This is a genomic window from Streptomyces sp. NPDC026672 (genome assembly GCF_040638185.1).
Taxonomy (GTDB): Bacteria; Actinomycetota; Actinomycetes; order Streptomycetales; family Streptomycetaceae; genus Streptomyces.
Genome location: NZ_JBEZXS010000061.1, coordinates 1 through 16161, shown reverse-complemented (window position 1 = coordinate 16161; position 16161 = coordinate 1). Strand labels below are relative to the sequence as shown.

14 protein-coding genes are annotated in these 16161 nt (G+C 73.2%); 7 read left to right on the top strand and 7 right to left on the bottom strand.

Annotated features, from left to right (window positions below):
* Window positions 1-22: 22 nt before the first annotated feature.
* Window positions 23-1450 (bottom strand): M1 family metallopeptidase, encoded by a 1428-nt coding sequence (locus AB0F77_RS39365; RefSeq protein WP_361958495.1) that lies wholly within the window; start codon window positions 1448-1450, stop codon window positions 23-25.
* A 183-nt stretch (window positions 1451-1633) separates the two neighbouring features.
* Between AB0F77_RS39365 and AB0F77_RS39360 the strand changes: the two genes are divergently transcribed.
* Window positions 1634-1981 (top strand): DUF488 family protein, encoded by a 348-nt coding sequence (locus AB0F77_RS39360; protein ID WP_361958492.1) that lies wholly within the window; start codon window positions 1634-1636, stop codon window positions 1979-1981.
* 174 nt (window positions 1982-2155) lie between these two features.
* Here AB0F77_RS39360 and AB0F77_RS39355 read toward each other — a convergent pair whose 3' ends face one another.
* Window positions 2156-3829, bottom strand: a complete 1674-nt coding sequence (locus AB0F77_RS39355) for an FAD-binding dehydrogenase (RefSeq protein WP_361958489.1) — start codon at window positions 3827-3829, stop codon at window positions 2156-2158.
* A 16-nt stretch (window positions 3830-3845) separates the two neighbouring features.
* Window positions 3846-4475, bottom strand: a complete 630-nt coding sequence (locus tag AB0F77_RS39350) for a TetR/AcrR family transcriptional regulator (protein ID WP_361958486.1) — start codon at window positions 4473-4475, stop codon at window positions 3846-3848.
* Between the two features lie 130 nt (window positions 4476-4605).
* On the opposite strand from AB0F77_RS39350, the gene AB0F77_RS39345 reads away from it, so the two are divergent.
* The 3 genes from AB0F77_RS39345 to AB0F77_RS39335 all read left to right on the top strand — a co-directional run bounded on the left by AB0F77_RS39345 (window position 4606) and on the right by AB0F77_RS39335 (window position 7333).
* Window positions 4606-5235, top strand: coding sequence for an alpha-ketoglutarate-dependent dioxygenase AlkB (locus AB0F77_RS39345; protein WP_361958483.1), 630 nt, complete (start codon window positions 4606-4608; stop codon window positions 5233-5235).
* Window positions 5236-5321: 86 nt separating this feature from the next.
* Window positions 5322-6068 (top strand): MBL fold metallo-hydrolase, encoded by a 747-nt coding sequence (locus AB0F77_RS39340; RefSeq protein WP_361958480.1) that lies wholly within the window; start codon window positions 5322-5324, stop codon window positions 6066-6068.
* Between the two features lie 29 nt (window positions 6069-6097).
* On the top strand, window positions 6098-7333 hold the full coding sequence (locus AB0F77_RS39335; RefSeq protein ID WP_361958477.1) for a DUF4032 domain-containing protein: 1236 nt from the start codon (window positions 6098-6100) through the stop codon (window positions 7331-7333).
* A gap of 1 nt (window position 7334) precedes the next feature.
* Here AB0F77_RS39335 and AB0F77_RS39330 read toward each other — a convergent pair whose 3' ends face one another.
* On the bottom strand, window positions 7335-8207 hold the full coding sequence (locus tag AB0F77_RS39330; protein WP_361958474.1) for a universal stress protein: 873 nt from the start codon (window positions 8205-8207) through the stop codon (window positions 7335-7337).
* A 152-nt stretch (window positions 8208-8359) separates the two neighbouring features.
* Between AB0F77_RS39330 and AB0F77_RS39325 the strand changes: the two genes are divergently transcribed.
* From AB0F77_RS39325 to AB0F77_RS39315, 3 genes are read left to right on the top strand one after another with little or no spacing between them, the layout of a single operon-like run.
* The gene (locus AB0F77_RS39325) at window positions 8360-10036 is read left to right on the top strand and encodes an FAD-dependent oxidoreductase (protein ID WP_361958471.1); all 1677 of its coding nucleotides are present in this window, start codon (window positions 8360-8362) and stop codon (window positions 10034-10036) included.
* Window positions 10033-11481 (top strand): ATP-binding protein, encoded by a 1449-nt coding sequence (locus AB0F77_RS39320; protein WP_361958468.1) that lies wholly within the window; start codon window positions 10033-10035, stop codon window positions 11479-11481. Before AB0F77_RS39325 ends, AB0F77_RS39320 begins: the two co-directional genes overlap by 4 nt.
* Window positions 11478-11828, top strand: a complete 351-nt coding sequence (locus tag AB0F77_RS39315) for a UBP-type zinc finger domain-containing protein (RefSeq protein ID WP_361958465.1) — start codon at window positions 11478-11480, stop codon at window positions 11826-11828. The genes AB0F77_RS39320 and AB0F77_RS39315 overlap by 4 nt, the downstream gene beginning before the upstream one ends.
* A 63-nt stretch (window positions 11829-11891) precedes the next feature.
* Here the strand turns inward: AB0F77_RS39315 and AB0F77_RS39310 are convergent, their stop codons facing one another.
* The 3 genes from AB0F77_RS39310 to AB0F77_RS39300 form a co-directional block, all read right to left on the bottom strand.
* Window positions 11892-13112, bottom strand: coding sequence for an SGNH/GDSL hydrolase family protein (locus tag AB0F77_RS39310; RefSeq protein ID WP_361958462.1), 1221 nt, complete (start codon window positions 13110-13112; stop codon window positions 11892-11894).
* Complete coding sequence (locus AB0F77_RS39305) at window positions 13109-15466, bottom strand: glycoside hydrolase N-terminal domain-containing protein (RefSeq protein ID WP_361958459.1); 2358 nt, start codon at window positions 15464-15466, stop codon at window positions 13109-13111. The genes AB0F77_RS39310 and AB0F77_RS39305 overlap by 4 nt, the downstream gene beginning before the upstream one ends.
* Before the next feature lie 29 nt (window positions 15467-15495).
* Window positions 15496-16161 (bottom strand): carbohydrate-binding protein (locus AB0F77_RS39300; RefSeq protein WP_361958456.1); only part of this gene is annotated, 666 nt, incomplete at its 5' end.

Genomic DNA, 16161 nt, shown 5'->3' with positions numbered 1-16161 from the left:
CATGTGAGGAACTGGTCAGTTTCTAGGCGCGGTTCGGTTTGCCGCTCTGATACAGCCAGGTGTGGAACAGATCGTCCAGGTTCTTCCCCGAGATGCGCTCGGCGAGGCCGATGAACCGGGCCGTGGTGCCGTGCCCGGCGCGGTGCTCGGTGGCCCAGGCGCGCAGGATGCGGAAGAAGGCGGGGTCGCCGACGGCCCCGCGCAGTTCGTGCAGGGTCATGGCGCCGCGGTCGTAGACGGGGCTGCCGAAGATGTGGGCGCCGCTGCCGGGGTCGCCGGGCGGGAACGCCCACAGGCGGTCGCTCGCCGGGCGGGCGTAGAGCGCGTCGAACGTCTTCTGGGCGCTGTCGCCGCCGTGCTGCTCGCCGTAGAGCCACTCGGCGTAGGTGGCGAAGCCCTCGTTGAGCCAGATGTCCTTCCAGGCGGTGAGGGAGACGGAGTCGCCGAACCACTGGTGGGCGTTCTCGTGGACGAGGGTCGACAGGCTGGGCGCGGAGTCGTAGACGGGCCGGGTCTGGGTCTCCAGGGCGTAGCCGACGTCGGGGGCGCGGTCGACGATCGAGCCGGCGGCGCGGAAGGGGTAGGGGCCGAAGAGGCGGCTCTCCCACTCCAGGACGGAGGGGAGTTTCTTCAGGACGGGTGCGGCGGCGCTCGCCTCGCGCGGGTCGACGGCGTTGTAGACCTGGATGCCGTCGCGGGTGGTGTACCGCTCGACCTGGAAGGTGCCGACGGTGGCGGTGGCCAGGTAGGCGGCCATGGGTTCGCTCTGGCGCCAGTGGAAGGTGGTGCGGCCGTGGGCGGTGTGCTGCGCGACGAGGACGCCGTTGGCGACGGCGGTGCGGCCCTGGGGGACGGTGAGGGTGAAGTCGTAGGTGGACTTGTCCGTGGGGTGGCTGTTGGACGGGAACCAGGTCATGGCGCCCTGGGGTTCGCCCGCGACGAACGCGCCGTCGTCGGTGGGGATCCAGCCGTCCGGTGAGCCGTCGGGGTCGGTGACCGGGCCGGGGGTGCCGCGGTAGGTGACGGCGATCTTGAAGTCCTGGCCCTTGCGCAGGGCGTGGCGCGGGGTGACGACGAGTTCCTGGCCGTCGGCGCGGTGGGCGGCGGCGGTCCGGTCGACGGTGACGGCGGTGACGTCGAGCCCCTTGAGGTCGAGGTCGAAGCGGGTCAGGGGCTGGGTGGCGCGGGCGGTGAGGACCGCGGTGCCGTCGAGCCGGCGGGTGGTGGTGTCGTAGCCGAGCGTGAGGTCGTAGTGGCGGACGTGGTAGCCGCCGTTGCCGCTGAGCGGGAAGTACGGGTCGCCCGCGCCGGCCGCGCCGGTGGTGCCGGCCGCGGCCGTTCCCGCGGCGGCGAGCAGGGCCGCGAGGGCGACCGGGACGGTGGCGAGGACCGTCGTACGGCCCAGGAGCGTGTGCTGTCGTCCTGCGGCCTGTGCTCTGCGTCGCGTCACGTGCGGCTCCTTCGCTGCCTTCGCTGCCGGGGAGGACGGCCGGTGTTCGATCTTCCCCAGGGTAGGGGCGGGGGGCGTCCGGTTCCCCCAGGATCGGGTCAAGTCACGCCGCGTGGCCTCCCGGCCGTGCGTGCCGCCGGGGTTACGCTCGCGGGACCGTCCGCGACCCGGGAGGAGCCCGCCGTGAGCGTGCGTGTGCGCCGGATCTACGAACCGCCCGAGGCGGACGACGGGCTGCGTGTCCTGGTCGACCGGCTGTGGCCGCGCGGGCTCGCCAAGGACGCGGCCCGGGTCGACGAGTGGCCGAAGGGCCTCACCCCGTCGACGGAGCTGCGCCACTGGTTCCACGACGGCGGGTCCTACGAGGAGTTCACCCGCCGTTACGAGGCGGAGCTGGCCGCTCCCGGGGCGGCGGGCCCGCTGGCGGACCTGCGGGAGTCGGCCGGGCAGGGACCGGTGACCCTGCTGACCGCCTCCCGCGACCCGGACCGGAGCCACGCCTCGGTCCTGGCCCGCCTCCTGCGGAACTGACGGCCCGGCCGGTCTCCCGGCCGTCCGGCCCGCCAGGACCGATCGGCCGGACCGATCGGCCGGACCGGTCCGCGGGCCGGTCCACCCGTCGAGTTCCTCGCCGGGGCCACACGCCCGGCCTGTCCGACCGGCCCGCCCGCGACGTCCGGCCGGCCGGTGCCCCCGCGACCGCCCTCAGCCCGTCTGGGCCGCTGCCGCCCGGCCCGCCGCCCGGCCGGAGAAGAGGCAGCCGCCCAGGAAGGTGCCCTCCAGGGCGTTGTAGCCGTGGACCCCGCCCCCGCCGAAGCCCGCGACCTCGCCGGCCGCGTACAGGCCGGGGACGGGGGTCCCGTCGGCGCCGAGGGCGCGGGAGTCGAGGTCGGTCTGGATGCCGCCGAGGGTCTTGCGGGTGAGGACGTGCAGCTTGACGCCGATCAGGGGGCCGGCCGAGGGGTCCAGGATGCGGTGCGGCGCGGCCACCCGGCCGAGCCGGTCGCCGATGTAGCGGCGGGCGTTGCGGATGCCCTGGACCTGGGAGTCCTTGCTGTACGGGTTTGCCATCTGGAGGTCGCGGGCCTCGATCTGGCGGCGCACCTCGCCCGCGTCGAGGAGCGGCTTGTCGGTGAGCCCGTTCATCTTCTCGACGAGCCGCTCCAGCGTGCCGGCGGTCACGAAGTCGGCGCCGTGCCGCAGGAAGTCCTGCACGGGTCCCGGCGCCCCCTTGCCGAGCAGCCGGTCGCGCAGCACCGCCTTGCGGTCCTTGGCGGTGATGTCCGGGTTCTGCTCGGAGCCCGAGAGGGCGAACTCCTTCTCGACGATCTTCCGGGTGAGTACGAACCAGGAGTGGCCGTGGGCGGCGATGTCCTCGGTGGTGCGCAGGTGGCGCAGGGTGCCGAGGGTGTCGTAGCCGGGCAGGCAGGGGTCGGGCAGCCGCCGGCCGAGCGCGTCGAGCCAGATGGAGGAGGGCCCCGGCAGGATGCGGATTCCGTGGCCGGGCCAGACCGGGTTCCAGTTGCGCACGCCCTCGGTGTAGTGCCACATCCGGTCCCGGTTGACGAGCCGTGCGCCGGCCGTGGCGCTGATGTCCAGCATCCGGCCGTCGACGTAGGCGGGGACGCCGGTGACCATCTCGGCGGGGGGCGTGCCGAGGCGCGCGGGCCAGTGGCGGCGGACCAGGTCGTGGTCGGCGCCGATGCCGCCGCTGGTGACGATCACGGCCTGGGCGGTGAGTTCGAAGTCGCCCACGCGCTCGCGGCCGGAGGGGACGCCGCGCGGGGCGTCGTCGGGGGCGAGGAGCGTACCGCGCACCCCGCGCGCCTCGCCGTCCTCGACGACCAGTTCGTCCACGCGGTGGCGGTGGTGGAAGGTGAGCAGTCCGTCGCGGGCGGCCTGCCGGGCGTGGGCCACGAAGGGCTCCACGACGCCGGTGCCGGTGCCCCAGGCGATGTGGAAGCGGGGCACGGAGTTGCCGTGTCCGTCGGCCCGCAGGTCGCCGCGTTCGGCCCAGCCGACGGTGGGCAGCAGGGAGATGCCGTGGCCCTCCAGCCAGGTCCGCTTCTCGCCGGCCGCGAACTCGACGTAGGCGCGGGCCCAGCGCACGGCCCAGGAGTCCTCGTCGTCGAGCCGGTCGAAGCGGGCGCTGCCCTGCCAGTCGCTCCAGGCGAGGTCGAAGGAGTCCTTGACGCCGAGGCGGCGCTGCTGGGGGGAGTCGACGAGGAAGAGCCCGCCGAAGGACCAGAACGCCTGCCCGCCGAGGTTGGCGGCGTTCTCCTGGTCGACCAGGGCGACGCGCCTGCCCCGGCTGGTGAGTTCGTGCGCCGCGACCAGGCCGGCGAGGCCCGCTCCGACGACGATGACGTCCGCGTCCATGCGTCCGTTCCCTTCCCTAGTCGGCTCGTTCGGGGGCGCCGCCGTCGGTCAGCAGCGCGGTGAGCAGTCGTCCCAGCCAGGCGCGGGCACGCCCGACGTCCCGGTCGAGGAGCAGTTGGACGGTGACCCCGTCGTACGCGGCGACCACGGCGTGGGCCGCACCGTCGACGCCGCCGAGGACGGCGGGCGGTCCGGCGCGTCCCCGGGCCCGGAAGAGCCGGTCGGCGATCGCGTTCCTCAGGCGCGCCCGGTGGTCGAGGAGCGCGCGGGCCACGTCGGGGTCACGGGCGGCGTGGACCAGGAAGTCCGTCTTCACCAGGAGCCAGTCCACGTCGAGGAGGAGGATCTCGGTCACCCGCTCGACGGTGGCGGGGACGTCGAGGTCGTCCCCGTCGAGGGCGAGGGCCTGTGTCACCTGCTCGGCGATGAGGTCGGCGCGCTGCCGGTAGAGGGCGAAGAACAGCTCGTCCAGGGTGGCGAAGTTCGAGTAGAAGGCGCCCCTGCTGAACCCGGCGGCCTCGCAGACCTCCTCGATGGAGACCCGGCCGAAGCCCTTGGCGGCGAACACGGTGAACGCGGCGTCGAGCAGCCGCGCGCGGGTGTGCACCCGGCGCCGGGTCACGCGCCCGGCGGTCCGTTCCGTCATCGCCGTGCCTCCGTCCGTCATCGCCGCCCTCCGTTCGATGCGCGAATGTATCCGATACACCGATGTATCGAAAGGGGGCGATCCCACATTCAAAGGGAACAAATTTTCGATTAGGGAGTACGCTGGCCCCATGGCCACGCACCTCCAGGGCTCCCTGTTCGACCAGACCGACGAGCTGCGGCTCGGCCCGCTCACCGGGGCACGCAGGACCGGGCTGCGGCACGGCGCCTGGATCGACGTACTGCCCGGCTGGCTGAGCGGCGCCGACGCCCTGTTCGAACGGCTCGCCCAGGACGTCCCGTGGCGCGCGGAGCGGCGCACGATGTACGACAACGTGGTCGCCGTACCCCGCCTGCTCGCCTTCTACGGCGCGGGCGAGGCGCTGCCGCACCCGGTGCTCACCGAGGCGCGGGACGCGCTCACCCGGCACTACGCCGCCGAGCCGGGCGAGCCGTTCACCACGGCCGGGCTGTGCCTCTACCGCGACGGGCGGGACAGCGTCGCCTGGCACGGCGACCGGACCGGGCGCGGCTCCCGCGAGGACACGATGGTCGCGATCCTCTCCGTCGGCGCACCCCGCGATCTGCTGCTGCGTCCCGCGCACGGCGGCGGAGAAACGATTCGGCACGCACTCGGGCACGGGGACCTCGTCGTGATGGGCGGCTCCTGCCAGCGGACCTGGGAGCACTGCGTCCCGAAGTCCGCACGCGCCGCGGGCCCCCGCGTCAGCGTCCAGTTCCGTCCGCACGGCGTGCGCTGAACGGCCCGTACCCCGCCCGGCACGCCGTCGCGGACATCTGGTTGGCTGTTCCCCACGGGGCCTGACGACCACCACTCGGAGAGACCATGACGCCGGACGTACACCAGGTCGCCGACGGCACCTATCTCGTGCACGGCAGCCACACCAACTGGGTGATCCTCACCGAAGGGGACGCCGCGACCCTCGTGGACACCGGGTACCCCGGGGACCGGCGCCAACTGCTCGAGTCGCTGGAGGCGGTGGGCAGCTCCGCCAAGGCCGTCGAGGCCGTGCTGATCACCCACGCGCACAACGACCACCTCGGCTCGGCCGAGCACCTGCGCCGGACCCACGGCACGCCCGTCCTCCTCCACCCCGCCGAAGTCCCGCACGCGCGGCGGGACTTCCTCCAGCAGGTGACGCCCGCGGCGGTGCTGCGCAACGCCTGGCGGCCGGGGGTCCTGCCGTGGCTGACACACGTCCTGCGGGTCGGCGGCACCGCGCAGCACCCGGTGACCGCGCCCGAGGGGTTCCCCGCCGACGGCCCGCTCGACCTGCCGGGCCGGCCGGTGCCCGTGCACACCCCGGGCCACACGGACGGCCACACCGCCTACCACCTGCCCGGCCTCGGCGTGGTGATCTCCGGCGACGCCCTGGTCACCGGCCACCGCACCACCCGCACCGAGGGCCCGCAGATGCTGCTCGGCATGTTCCACCACGAGCGCTCCCGGGCCCTGGAGTCGCTGGACGTGCTCGCCGGCCTCACCGGCGACACCCTGCTGCCCGGACACGGACCGGTCCACCGCGGCAGCGTGCGGGCCGCCGCCGAACTGGCCCGGGAGCGGGCGCTCTGACCTCGCGCGTCCGGCCTTAGGGTTCGGGCATGGCATTGCAGATCAGCGCCACCAATCCGGAGCATCCCGCGCTCCTGCTCGAACTCCCCTGGGACGTCCCGCTGGAGGAGTGGCCCGCGGAGAAGCTCGTGCCACTGCCCCGGGGCATCTCCCGGCACGTGGTCCGCTACGCCCGCGCCGGCGACGAGGTGATCGCCGTCAAGGAGCTGGCGGAGCGGCCCGCGCGGCACGAGTACGAGCTGCTGCGCGACCTCGACCGCCTCGGCATCCCCTCGGTCGACCCGCTCGCCGTGATCACCGGCCGCACCGACCGCACCGGTCAGCCGCTGGAGTCGGTGCTGGTCACCCGACACCTGGGCGGCTCGATGCCGTACCGCTCGATGTTCGAGACGACCCTGCGCCCGGCGACCATGCACCGGCTGATGGACGCCCTCGCCGTGCTGCTCGTGCGGCTGCACCTCGCCGGGTTCGCCTGGGGCGACTGCTCGCTGTCCAACACCCTCTTCCGGCGGGACGCGGGCGCCTACGCCGCCTATCTCGTGGACGCGGAGACCGGCGAGCTGCACGCCCGCCTCAGCCCGGGGCAGCGGGACTACGACCTCGACCTCGCGCGCGTCAACATCAGCGGCGAACTGCTGGACCTGGAGGCGTCCGGCGCGCTGCACCCCGCCGTCGACCCGGTCGCCTTCGGCTTCGAGATCTGCACCCGCTACGAGGCGCTGTGGCAGGAACTGACCCGCACCTCGGTGTACCCGGCGGGCAAGTACCACTACATCGAGCGCCGCATCCGGCGCCTCAACGACCTCGGCTTCGACGTCGCCGAGATGCAGATCGAGAACTCCTCCACCGGCGACACGGTCACCTTCGTGCCCAAGGTCGTCGACGCCGGCCACCACCAGCGCCAGCTGCTGCGGCTGACCGGTCTGGACACCGAGGAGAACCAGGCGCGGCGGCTGCTGAACGACCTGGAGAGCTGGATGGCCACCCAGGACGACTACGCCCCGGGCGACCCCCTCGCCGCCCGCCCCGAGGTGCTCGCCCACCGCTGGGTGCGGGACGTGTTCCGCCCGACCGTGCGGGCCGTGCCGCCCGAGCTGCGCGGTTCCATGGACCCGGCGGAGATCTACCACGAGCTCCTGGAGCACCGCTGGTACCTGTCGGAGCGGGCGCAGCACGACATAGGTCTCGACACGGCCGTGCGGGACTACGTCACGACCATCCTGCCCAGGGCGCGCGAGACGCTGGAGCCGACCGTCCCGGAGTGAGTCAGTCGTGCGGCACCACGGCCACCGGGCACTCCGCGTGGTGCAGCACCCCGTGGGCCACCGAGCCGATGCGGGCACCGACCGCGGTGCGGTGCGCGCGGCGCCCGACGACCGTCAGCTGCGCCCGCGCGGCCGCCGCCAGCAGGACCTGGCCGGCGCTGCCCATCTCCACGTGCTCGGTGACCGGCACACCGGGGAAGCGCTCCCGCCACGGGCGCAGGGCGTCCGCGAGGGCCTCGGACTCGTACGGTTCGAGGCCGCCTGCGTCGTCGAGGAGCTTGAGGGAGCCCGGACTGTAGGCGAAGACGGGCGGCAGGGTCCAGGCGCGCACGGCCCGCACGCCCGCGCCGCGGGCGGCCGCCGTCTCGAACGCGAACCGCAGCGCCGCCGCGCTGTCCTCCGGGCCGCCGTGCTGGCCCACGACCACGTCGTGCCCGGCGACCTCCGCGGCGGGCCGGTCCCCTGCGCGCACCAGGACCACCGGGCGGGGCGTCTCGGCGATCACCTGCTGCCCGACGGAGCCCAGCAGGAACCCGACGACCGCGCCGTGGCCGCGCGAGCCCAGCACCAGCAGCTCCGCCCCGGCCGCCGCGGCGAGCAGCGCCCGGTCGGCGGGCCCCTCGACGACGTCCACGGTGACCGCGAGGTCCGGGTGGCGCCCGGCCACCGTACGGGCGGCGTCCGCCATCGCGTCCCGCACCCACCCCCGCTGGGTGTCGCGGTCCCCGGCGCCGGGAGCGTCGTACGCCACGAAGCGCCAGGCGTGCAGCACGCGCAGGGGCAGCCCCCGGCGCACGGCCTCGCGCGCCGCCCAGGCCAGTGCGGCCAGGCTCTCCTCCGTACCGTCGATGCCTGCCGTGATGGGGCGTGCCATGCTCGGGCCTCCTCGTCGCCGTGCCGCGTCAGGGTCAGTCTTACCGGAGCGAAGCCCGGCGAACGCACATACGATGGGCGGGACCGGTGCGGCGCCCGCGTCCCCCCGGACGCACCGTGCCGGAGGATCCGACCACACGGGGTGGGAGACGCATGGCACAGGCCGCCGACACAGCGCGGACCGTCATCATGACCGTGGACGACGACCCGGGGGTCTCCCGTGCCGTCGCCCGGGACCTGAGGCGGCGCTACGGCGAGTCGTACCGGATCGTGCGCGCGGAGTCCGGCTCCTCGGCGCTGGAGGCCCTGCGCGAGCTGAAGCTGCGCGGCGACCTGGTGGCGGTGATCCTCGCCGACTACCGGATGCCGCAGATGAACGGCATCGAGTTCCTGGAACAGGCCCTGGACGTCTACCCGGGCGCCCGCCGCGTGCTGCTGACGGCGTACGCGGACACCAACGCGGCGATCGACGCGATCAACGTCGTCGACCTCGACCACTATCTGCTCAAGCCCTGGGACCCGCCGGAGGAGAAGCTCTACCCGGTCCTCGACGACCTCCTGGAGGCGTGGCACACCAGTGACTACCGGCCGGTGCCGAGCACCAAGGTGGTCGGGCACCGCTGGTCGGCACGCTCCTCGGACGTCAGGGAGTTCCTGGCCCGCAACCAGGTGCCCTACCGCTGGTACTCGGTGGAGGAGCCCGAGGGCGGGCGGCTGCTCGCCGCCGCCGGGCAGGACGCGCAGCGGCTGCCGCTGGTGATCACCCCGGACGGTTCCGTGCTGGTCGAGCCGGAGACGCCTGAGCTGGCCGCGCGGGTGGGCCTGGCGACGACCCCGGCGGCCGACTTCTACGACCTCGTCGTGATCGGCGGCGGCCCGGCCGGGCTCGGCGCCGCGGTGTACGGGGCGTCGGAGGGCCTGCGGACCGTGCTCGTGGAGCGTTCCGCGACCGGCGGCCAGGCCGGGCAGAGCTCACGCATCGAGAACTACCTGGGCTTCCCCGACGGGGTCTCCGGCGCCCAGCTCACCGGCCGGGCGCGGCGGCAGGCGGCGCGGTTCGGCGCCGAGATCCTCACCACGCGCGAGGTGACGGGCCTGGAGGTCAACGGCTCGGCCCGGGTGGTGCGCTTCGCGGACGGCTCGTCGGTCGCCGCGCACAGCGTGATCCTGGCGACGGGCGTGCAGTACCGGCAGCTGGCGGCCGAGGGCTGCGCCGACCTGACCGGCTGCGGGGTGTTCTACGGCTCGGCGCTCACGGAGGCGTCCTCCTGCCAGGGACAGGACGTGTACATCGTGGGCGGCGCCAACTCGGCCGGGCAGGCCGCGATGCACCTGGCCCGGCACGCCAAGTCGGTGACGCTGCTGGTGCGCGGGCCCGATCTGACGGCGTCGATGTCGTACTACCTGATCCAGCAGATCAGCGAGGCGCCGAACATCACGGTGCGCTGTCACACGGTCGTCGACGCCGCGCACGGCTCGGACCACCTGGAGCGGCTGACGCTGCGGCACGTGGTGAGCGGGGAGAGCGAGTACGTCGACGCCCAGTGGATGTTCGTGTTCATCGGCGCGGCCCCGCTGACCGACTGGCTCGACGGGACGGTCCTGCGCGACGGGCGCGGGTTCATCCTGGCCGGGCCCGATCTGACCGCCGACGGACGGCCTCCGGCGGGCTGGGAGCTGGACCGGCCGCCGTACCATCTGGAGACCAGTGTCCCCGGCGTGTTCGTGGCGGGCGACGCGCGCGCCGAGTCCGCGAAGCGTGTCGCGTCCGCCGTAGGAGAGGGAGCGATGGCTGTGATGCTCGTCCACCGGTATCTGGAGCAGTCGTGAGCGGCCGGCCGATGCCGTGCAACGCCCAGGAGATCGGCGCGCTGTTCCTGTTCGAGAAGCTGGAGCCGGAGCAGCTGGGCCGGCTGTGCAGCGAGGGCCGGGTGGAGCTGTTCGACCCGGGGCCGGTGTACGCCGAGGGTGATCCGGCGACCTGCTTCTACGTGATGATCGAGGGCACGGTCGTGCTGTCGCGGCGGGTCGGCGACGACGACGTCGAGGTCAACCGGACCTCGCAGCCCGGGGTGTACGCGGGCGCCATGCAGGCGTACATCGGGGAGCGGGTTCCCCAGGCGTACAACAACTCGATGCGAGTGACCGGGCCGACCCGGTTCTTCGTGCTGCCCGCGGACACGTTCGCCGCCATCATGCGCGAGTGGTTCCCGATGGCGGTGCACCTGCTGGAGGGCCTGTTCTTCGGGTCGAAGAACACCCAGGCCATGATCGGTCAGCGGGAGCGGCTGCTGGCGCTGGGCTCGTTGTCGGCGGGTCTGACGCACGAGCTGAACAATCCGGCCGCGGCGGCGGTCCGGGCGACCTCGACGCTGCGCGAGCGGGTGGCGAAGATGCGGCGCAAGCTGGCCGTGATCGCCGAGGGGCCGTTCTCCCGCGAGGCGCTGGCGAGCCTCATGGAGATCCAGGAGCGCACCGCCGAGCGGGTCGCCAAGGCGCCCTCGCTCGGCCCGCTGGAGGCCAGCGACCGCGAGGACGCCCTCACCGACTGGCTGGCGGACCGCGGCGTCGACAACGGCTGGCAGCTCGCGCCGACGTTCGTGCAGGCCGGTCTGGACGTGGACTGGCTGGAGCAGGTGGCGGCCACCGTGGGCGAGGAGATCCTGCCCGGGGCGGTCGGGTGGCTGAACTACACCATCGAGACCGAGCTGCTGATGAACGAGATCGAGGACTCCACGACCCGGATCTCGCACCTCGTCGACGCGGCCAAGCAGTACTCGCAGCTGGACCGGGCGCCCTACCGGGTGGTGGACGTGCACGAACTGCTGGACAGCACCCTGCTGATGCTGTCGGGCAAGATCGGCCCGGCCATCGAGGTCGTCAAGGAGTACGACCGTGCGCTCCCGCCGGTCCCGGCGTACCCGGCGGAGCTCAACCAGGTGTGGACCAACCTGATCGACAACGCGGTCTCGGCGATGCGCGGCGACGGCGAGCAGGGCACGCTGACCGTCCGCACCGCCCTGGACCACGAGCGCATCCTGGTCGAGTTCCGCGACACCGGGCCCGGCATCGCGCCGGAGATCAGGGGCCGTATCTTCGACCCGTTCTTCACCACGAAGCCGGTCGGCGAGGGCACCGGGCTCGGCCTGGACATCTCGTGGCGGATCGTCGTCAACAAGCACCACGGCACCCTCCAGGTGGAGTCGGCGCCGGGCGACACCCGCTTCCAGGTCCTGCTCCCCCTGACCGCCGAGTCCCCCGAGGAGGCAGCATGAGCGGCGACGCCGCGATCGACCCGAGCGCCGTGCCGAGCGGCACCGGCTGCGTGGAGTGCGACGAGGTCGACGGGTGGTGGTTCCATCTGCGGCGCTGCGCGCAGTGCGGGCACATCGGCTGCTGCGACGACTCGCCCGGCAAGCACGCCACCGCCCACTTCCACTCCACCGGGCACCCGGTGATCCGCAGTTTCGAGCCGGGCGAGGAGTGGTTCTGGAACTACGGGACGGACGAGCTGTACGAGTCCGGTCCCGATCTCGCTCCCCCGGTCGCGCACCCGGCGGACCAGCCGGCGCCGGGGCCCGCGGGCCGGGTCCCCGCCGACTGGGCGCGGACCCTGCGCTGATCCGCGACGACGACGCGCCGGTCCCTCCCGCGGGAGGGACCGGCGCGTCCGTGCCGGGGCGGGTCAGCGCGTGCCGCGGGTGCAGTCGAGCGCGTCCACGTCTACGGCGTCGGCCATGGCCTGCATGCCCTTGTCGTTGGGGTGCAGATGGTCGCCGCCGTCGAAGAACGGCAGGATGCGCTCGGGGTCGTACGGGCTGCGCAGCACCCGGTCGAAGTCGGTGACGGCGTCGTACTCCCCGCTGGTGCGGATGAAGGTGTTCACCTCCTGCCGGACGGCCTCGGCGGCCGGGTCCCACTCGGACCAGCCCTTGAACGGGGCGACGGTCGCGCCGACGACGCACTTGCCGGCCGCGTGGGCCCGTTCGGCGATCTTCCGGTATCCGGCGATCAGGTCCTGGGCGGTGGTGCCGTCGTGCGCCTTGAGGTCGTTGACGCCCTCGAAGACGAACACGGTGCGCACGCCCGGCTGGGACAGGACGTCCCGGTCGAGCCGGTTGAGGGCGCTCTGGCCGGCGCCGTCGGTCAGGACCTTGTTGCCGGAGATGCCCTCGTTGGCGACGCCCTTGAGGTCGGTGTCCGCCGACTGGAGGCGCCGGGCGAGGTAGTCGGGCCAGCGGCGGTCGAGGTCGCTGGTGGACTGCCAGCCGTCGGTGATGGAGTCGCCGAGCGCGACCACGGCCGCCGTGCCGGTGCGCTGGGGGCGCACGGAGACGGCGTCGAGGTAGGCCCAGGAGCCGGTCGTGCCGGTCCAGGCGGCGCCGCTCTCCTCCGCGGTGTGGTCGCCCTGGGTGACGTACGACGTCTGCATCGCCATGCCGTGTCCGGTGGCGGGGCCCGCCGCGTCCGGGCTGTGCAGGCTGACGACCAGGTCGGTGGCGGCGGGCAGCTTCCCGGGCAGCGGGTCGCTCCACACGGTGGCGCCCGCCGCGACGGTGACCGTGCGGGCGCCGGCGAAGGTCAGGGGGTGGTTGCTGCCCTTCTTGAGGGAGGCGCCCGTGCTCCGGACACCGGCGTAGACGCTGTCGAAGGTGAGCGGCCGGTCCCCGAACGCGTTGGAGAGCCGGACGCGCAGGTCGCTGCCGCCCGCGCTGGTGTGCACGACGAGGCGGTAACCGCGGTCGGCGACGCCATCGCCGAGGCGGTCGGCGCTCGCGCCCCAGGTGACGACGGAGTGCTGTCCGGCGTCAGCCGCTCCCGCGGTGGCAGCGGGCGCGGTCTGGCAGGCGACGGCGGCCACCAGGACGGCGGCGAGCCGGGCCGTGCGGGCCAGTCTTCGGGTCATGCGGTGAACCCCTTCAGGGTGACGGAGGCGCCGGGTTCCAGGGTGACCTTGCGGGAGGTGCCCGCGAAGGCGACGTCCGTGGTCCGGCCGCCCACGCTGCGCACCCGCACCGAGGTGGGACGGCCGTGGCGCCAGGCCAGGTCGACGACGAAGCCGCCGCGGACGGGGAGTCCCTCGACGGAGCCCTCGGCGGCCCAGGCGTCGGGCAGCGCGGGCAGCAGTTCCAGGTGCCCTGGGCGGGAGTACAGCAGCATCTCGCTGACCGCCGCCGGGGTGCCGAAGTTGGCGTCGATCTGGAAGATGCCCCGGCCCTGCTCGACCTCGTAGATGTCGAAGAGGTTGGAGGCGGTGCCGTTGCTGCCGTTGCTGGAGGGGCGCAGGTTGTTGACGATCAGCTGGTACGCCTTGTCGGCGTTCTTGAGGCGGGCCCAGCACAGCGCGCGCCAGGCGTTGGCCCAGCCGAAGCTGTTCATGCCGCGCGCGGTGAGCAGGGCGGTGGCACCGTCGACGATCTCCTTCGGGGTGGAGCCATCGGGGCGGATGCGGTCGCCGGGGAACAGTCCGACGAGCGGGGAGAGGTGGCGGTGGGTGGTCTCGCCGAGGTTGTCGGGGGACATCCACTCCTCCAGCCAGCCCGTGGTGGGGCTGACCCGCGGCAGGTAGAGCCTGTCGCGCAGGGCGCCGAGGGTGCGGGCGTACGCGGTGTCCTTGCCGAGGGCCGCTGCCATGGTCCGGAAGTTGCCGAAGAGGGCCCACACCAGTTCCTGGGCGTAGGTGATGCCCTTGGCGTCCAGCGGGCCCTGTTCGGGCGACCAGTCGCTGTCCGCGACGAGGACCTCCTGGGAGGTGCCGGGCAGCGTGACGGTGAGCAGCCGCGCCTCCCAGAACTCGCAGGCCCCCTTGAGCAGCGGGTGGATGCGCTCCAGGTGGGTGCGGGAGAGCGTGTACTCGTAGTGCTCGAAGAGGGTGTTGCACAGCCAGGCGTTGCCGGCCGGGTGCCACCACCAGCCGCCTCCGCCGTAGGGGTTGGTGGAGATCGCCACGGTCCATCCGGCGTTCTTCCCGGAGGAGTTGCGGTAGCGGTTGCGGGGGTCGTTGAAGAGTCTGCGGGTCAGGTCGGTCCACGAGGGGAGCTGGGCCAGGCAGTAGTCGGTGAGCGCGTCGAAGCAGGGGGTGAGGCCCGCCCGGTCGGCCATCCAGTAGTTCATCTGGATGTTGATGTCGGTGTGGTAGTCGCCCATCCAGTCCGGGTCGTTGCCGTCGAGCCACAGCCCTTGCAGGCCCAGCGGCAGGCTGCCCCGGGAGCCGGAGATCATCAGGTAGCGGCCGAACTGGACGTAGGCGGCCTCGAGTTCGGGGTCGGGGGCGCCGTCGCGGGAGCGGGCCTGGAGCCGTTCCCAGGTGTCCAGTTCGCGCTGCTGGGGTGTGGAGGAGCCGAGCGAGAGGTCGAACCGGCCGTACAGCTCGCGGTAGTCGGCGACGTGGGTGCGCAGCAGGACGTCCGCCGAGTGGCGGGCGGCGGCGCGGACCTTGGTGCGGGCCAGTGCCTCGGGGTCGAGGGACGGGTCGCGGAAGTCCCTGCTCGCGTCCGGCGCGTAGTCGGTGCCGCCGCTGATCACCACGGTCAGGTCGCGGCAGCCGGTGAAGCTGATGCGGGTGCCGTTCACCTTGACGGTGCCGCCGCTGCCGTACGCGGTGACCGCGGCCCCGTAGCGCAGCCCGTTCGGGAAGGACCCGGCGAAGGAGTCGGCCCGTGCGGACTTCTCGCCGTGGGTGCCCTCCAGGGTGAGGGTGCCGGTGTAGCGGCCGCCGCCGCTCTGGGTGAAGTGGGCGACGACGGTGTCGTCGGGGCGGCTGGCGAACACCTGGCGCCGGTAGGTGGTGCCGGAGCGGACGTACGAGGTCTCGACCACGCCGCGGTCCAGGTCGAGGGTGCGGCGGTAGTCGTTGACGGCGGACAGGTCGTGGTCGGGGATGTCCACCGTGAGCCGGGCGAGCAGGGTGAAGGAGCCGAAGTCGGCGCGTCCGTAGGGGAACTGGCCGTCGCCGTCGAGGGTGTCGTTGAGTCCGCCGGTCCACAGGGTGGCGTCGGTGATCAGGAGGAGTTCACGGCCGGGGTCGTTGCTCGCGAGGGCGCCGAGGCGGCCGTTGCCGACCGGCAGGCCCTGTTCGATCATCGAGTGCTCGTCGGCCGGGGCCTGCCACCACAGGGTGGTGCGGGAAGCACCCGTCGGCGCGGGCTCGTCCAGGGGGCGCCGGGGTGCCGCGGTGGCGGTGAAGGCGGGCAGTGAGGCCAGGGCTCCGGTGGCCGCCGCGAGGGCGAGGAAGCCGCGTCTGCTGGGGAGTTGTTCCATGACACGCTCCGAAGTCTCGAAACGGGCTGCTAGCGCGGGGACTTGGGGACGTCGATCCGGTCGATGTCCGGGGCGTAGCTCGAACCGCTGTCGAAGGTGAGGGTGTTGGCGCCGGCCTTCAGCGCGACGGGCACGCTCACGGTTCCGGTGGTCCCCCAGTCGCCTGTGGAGGGGAACTTGTGGCCGGTGGCGCCGCCGCCGTTGGCGGAGATGTCGGCGGAGCGGGCGTCGCCGCTGACGTAGGCGACCTGGACCAGGTAGGTGCCGGGCTTGTCGACGACGACGTCGTTCACGGTGAGCTTGCCGCCGAGGTAGAGGTTGCCGACCTTCTTGCCGCCGGAGCAGGTGGAGCAGTCGGCGACGGAGGCGTTGCCGCTCAGGGTGTTGGCGGAGGACTCGGCCTCGTAGCCGGTCGTGGTGACGGCGCTGCCGTGCGGGGTGACGGTGAAGAGGCGGGAGCCGTGGGCCGGGAGCGCTTCGGTGATCTTGTTGCTGTGGCTGCCGAGGTTCTCGTGGTTCCACAGGTCACGCACGGACGCCCTGCCCGTGAAGCCCAGCGTCGACCAGTCCGCCGTCACCGACGACGGCTTGTCCCCGAGGTTGAACAGGGCCACCGTGTACGTGCCGTTCGGGTTCTTCGCCGCCCACACCTGCTGCGCGTCCGACGGCGTCACCGGACGCGCCGGCACCGTGTC

Coding starts and splice junctions, on each gene's coding strand:
- AB0F77_RS39350 (WP_361958486.1), bottom strand. CDS start 4,475: ATGACGGAACGGACCGCCGGGCGCGTGACCCGGCGCCGGGTGCACACC.
- AB0F77_RS39325 (WP_361958471.1), top strand. CDS start 8,360: ATGGCACAGGCCGCCGACACAGCGCGGACCGTCATCATGACCGTGGAC.
- AB0F77_RS39340 (WP_361958480.1), top strand. CDS start 5,322: ATGACGCCGGACGTACACCAGGTCGCCGACGGCACCTATCTCGTGCAC.
- AB0F77_RS39345 (WP_361958483.1), top strand. CDS start 4,606: ATGGCCACGCACCTCCAGGGCTCCCTGTTCGACCAGACCGACGAGCTG.
- AB0F77_RS39310 (WP_361958462.1), bottom strand. CDS start 13,112: ATGACCCGAAGACTGGCCCGCACGGCCCGGCTCGCCGCCGTCCTGGTG.
- AB0F77_RS39355 (WP_361958489.1), bottom strand. CDS start 3,829: ATGGACGCGGACGTCATCGTCGTCGGAGCGGGCCTCGCCGGCCTGGTC.
- AB0F77_RS39305 (WP_361958459.1), bottom strand. CDS start 15,466: ATGGAACAACTCCCCAGCAGACGCGGCTTCCTCGCCCTCGCGGCGGCC.
- AB0F77_RS39315 (WP_361958465.1), top strand. CDS start 11,478: ATGAGCGGCGACGCCGCGATCGACCCGAGCGCCGTGCCGAGCGGCACC.
- AB0F77_RS39330 (WP_361958474.1), bottom strand. CDS start 8,207: ATGGCACGCCCCATCACGGCAGGCATCGACGGTACGGAGGAGAGCCTG.
- AB0F77_RS39335 (WP_361958477.1), top strand. CDS start 6,098: ATGGCATTGCAGATCAGCGCCACCAATCCGGAGCATCCCGCGCTCCTG.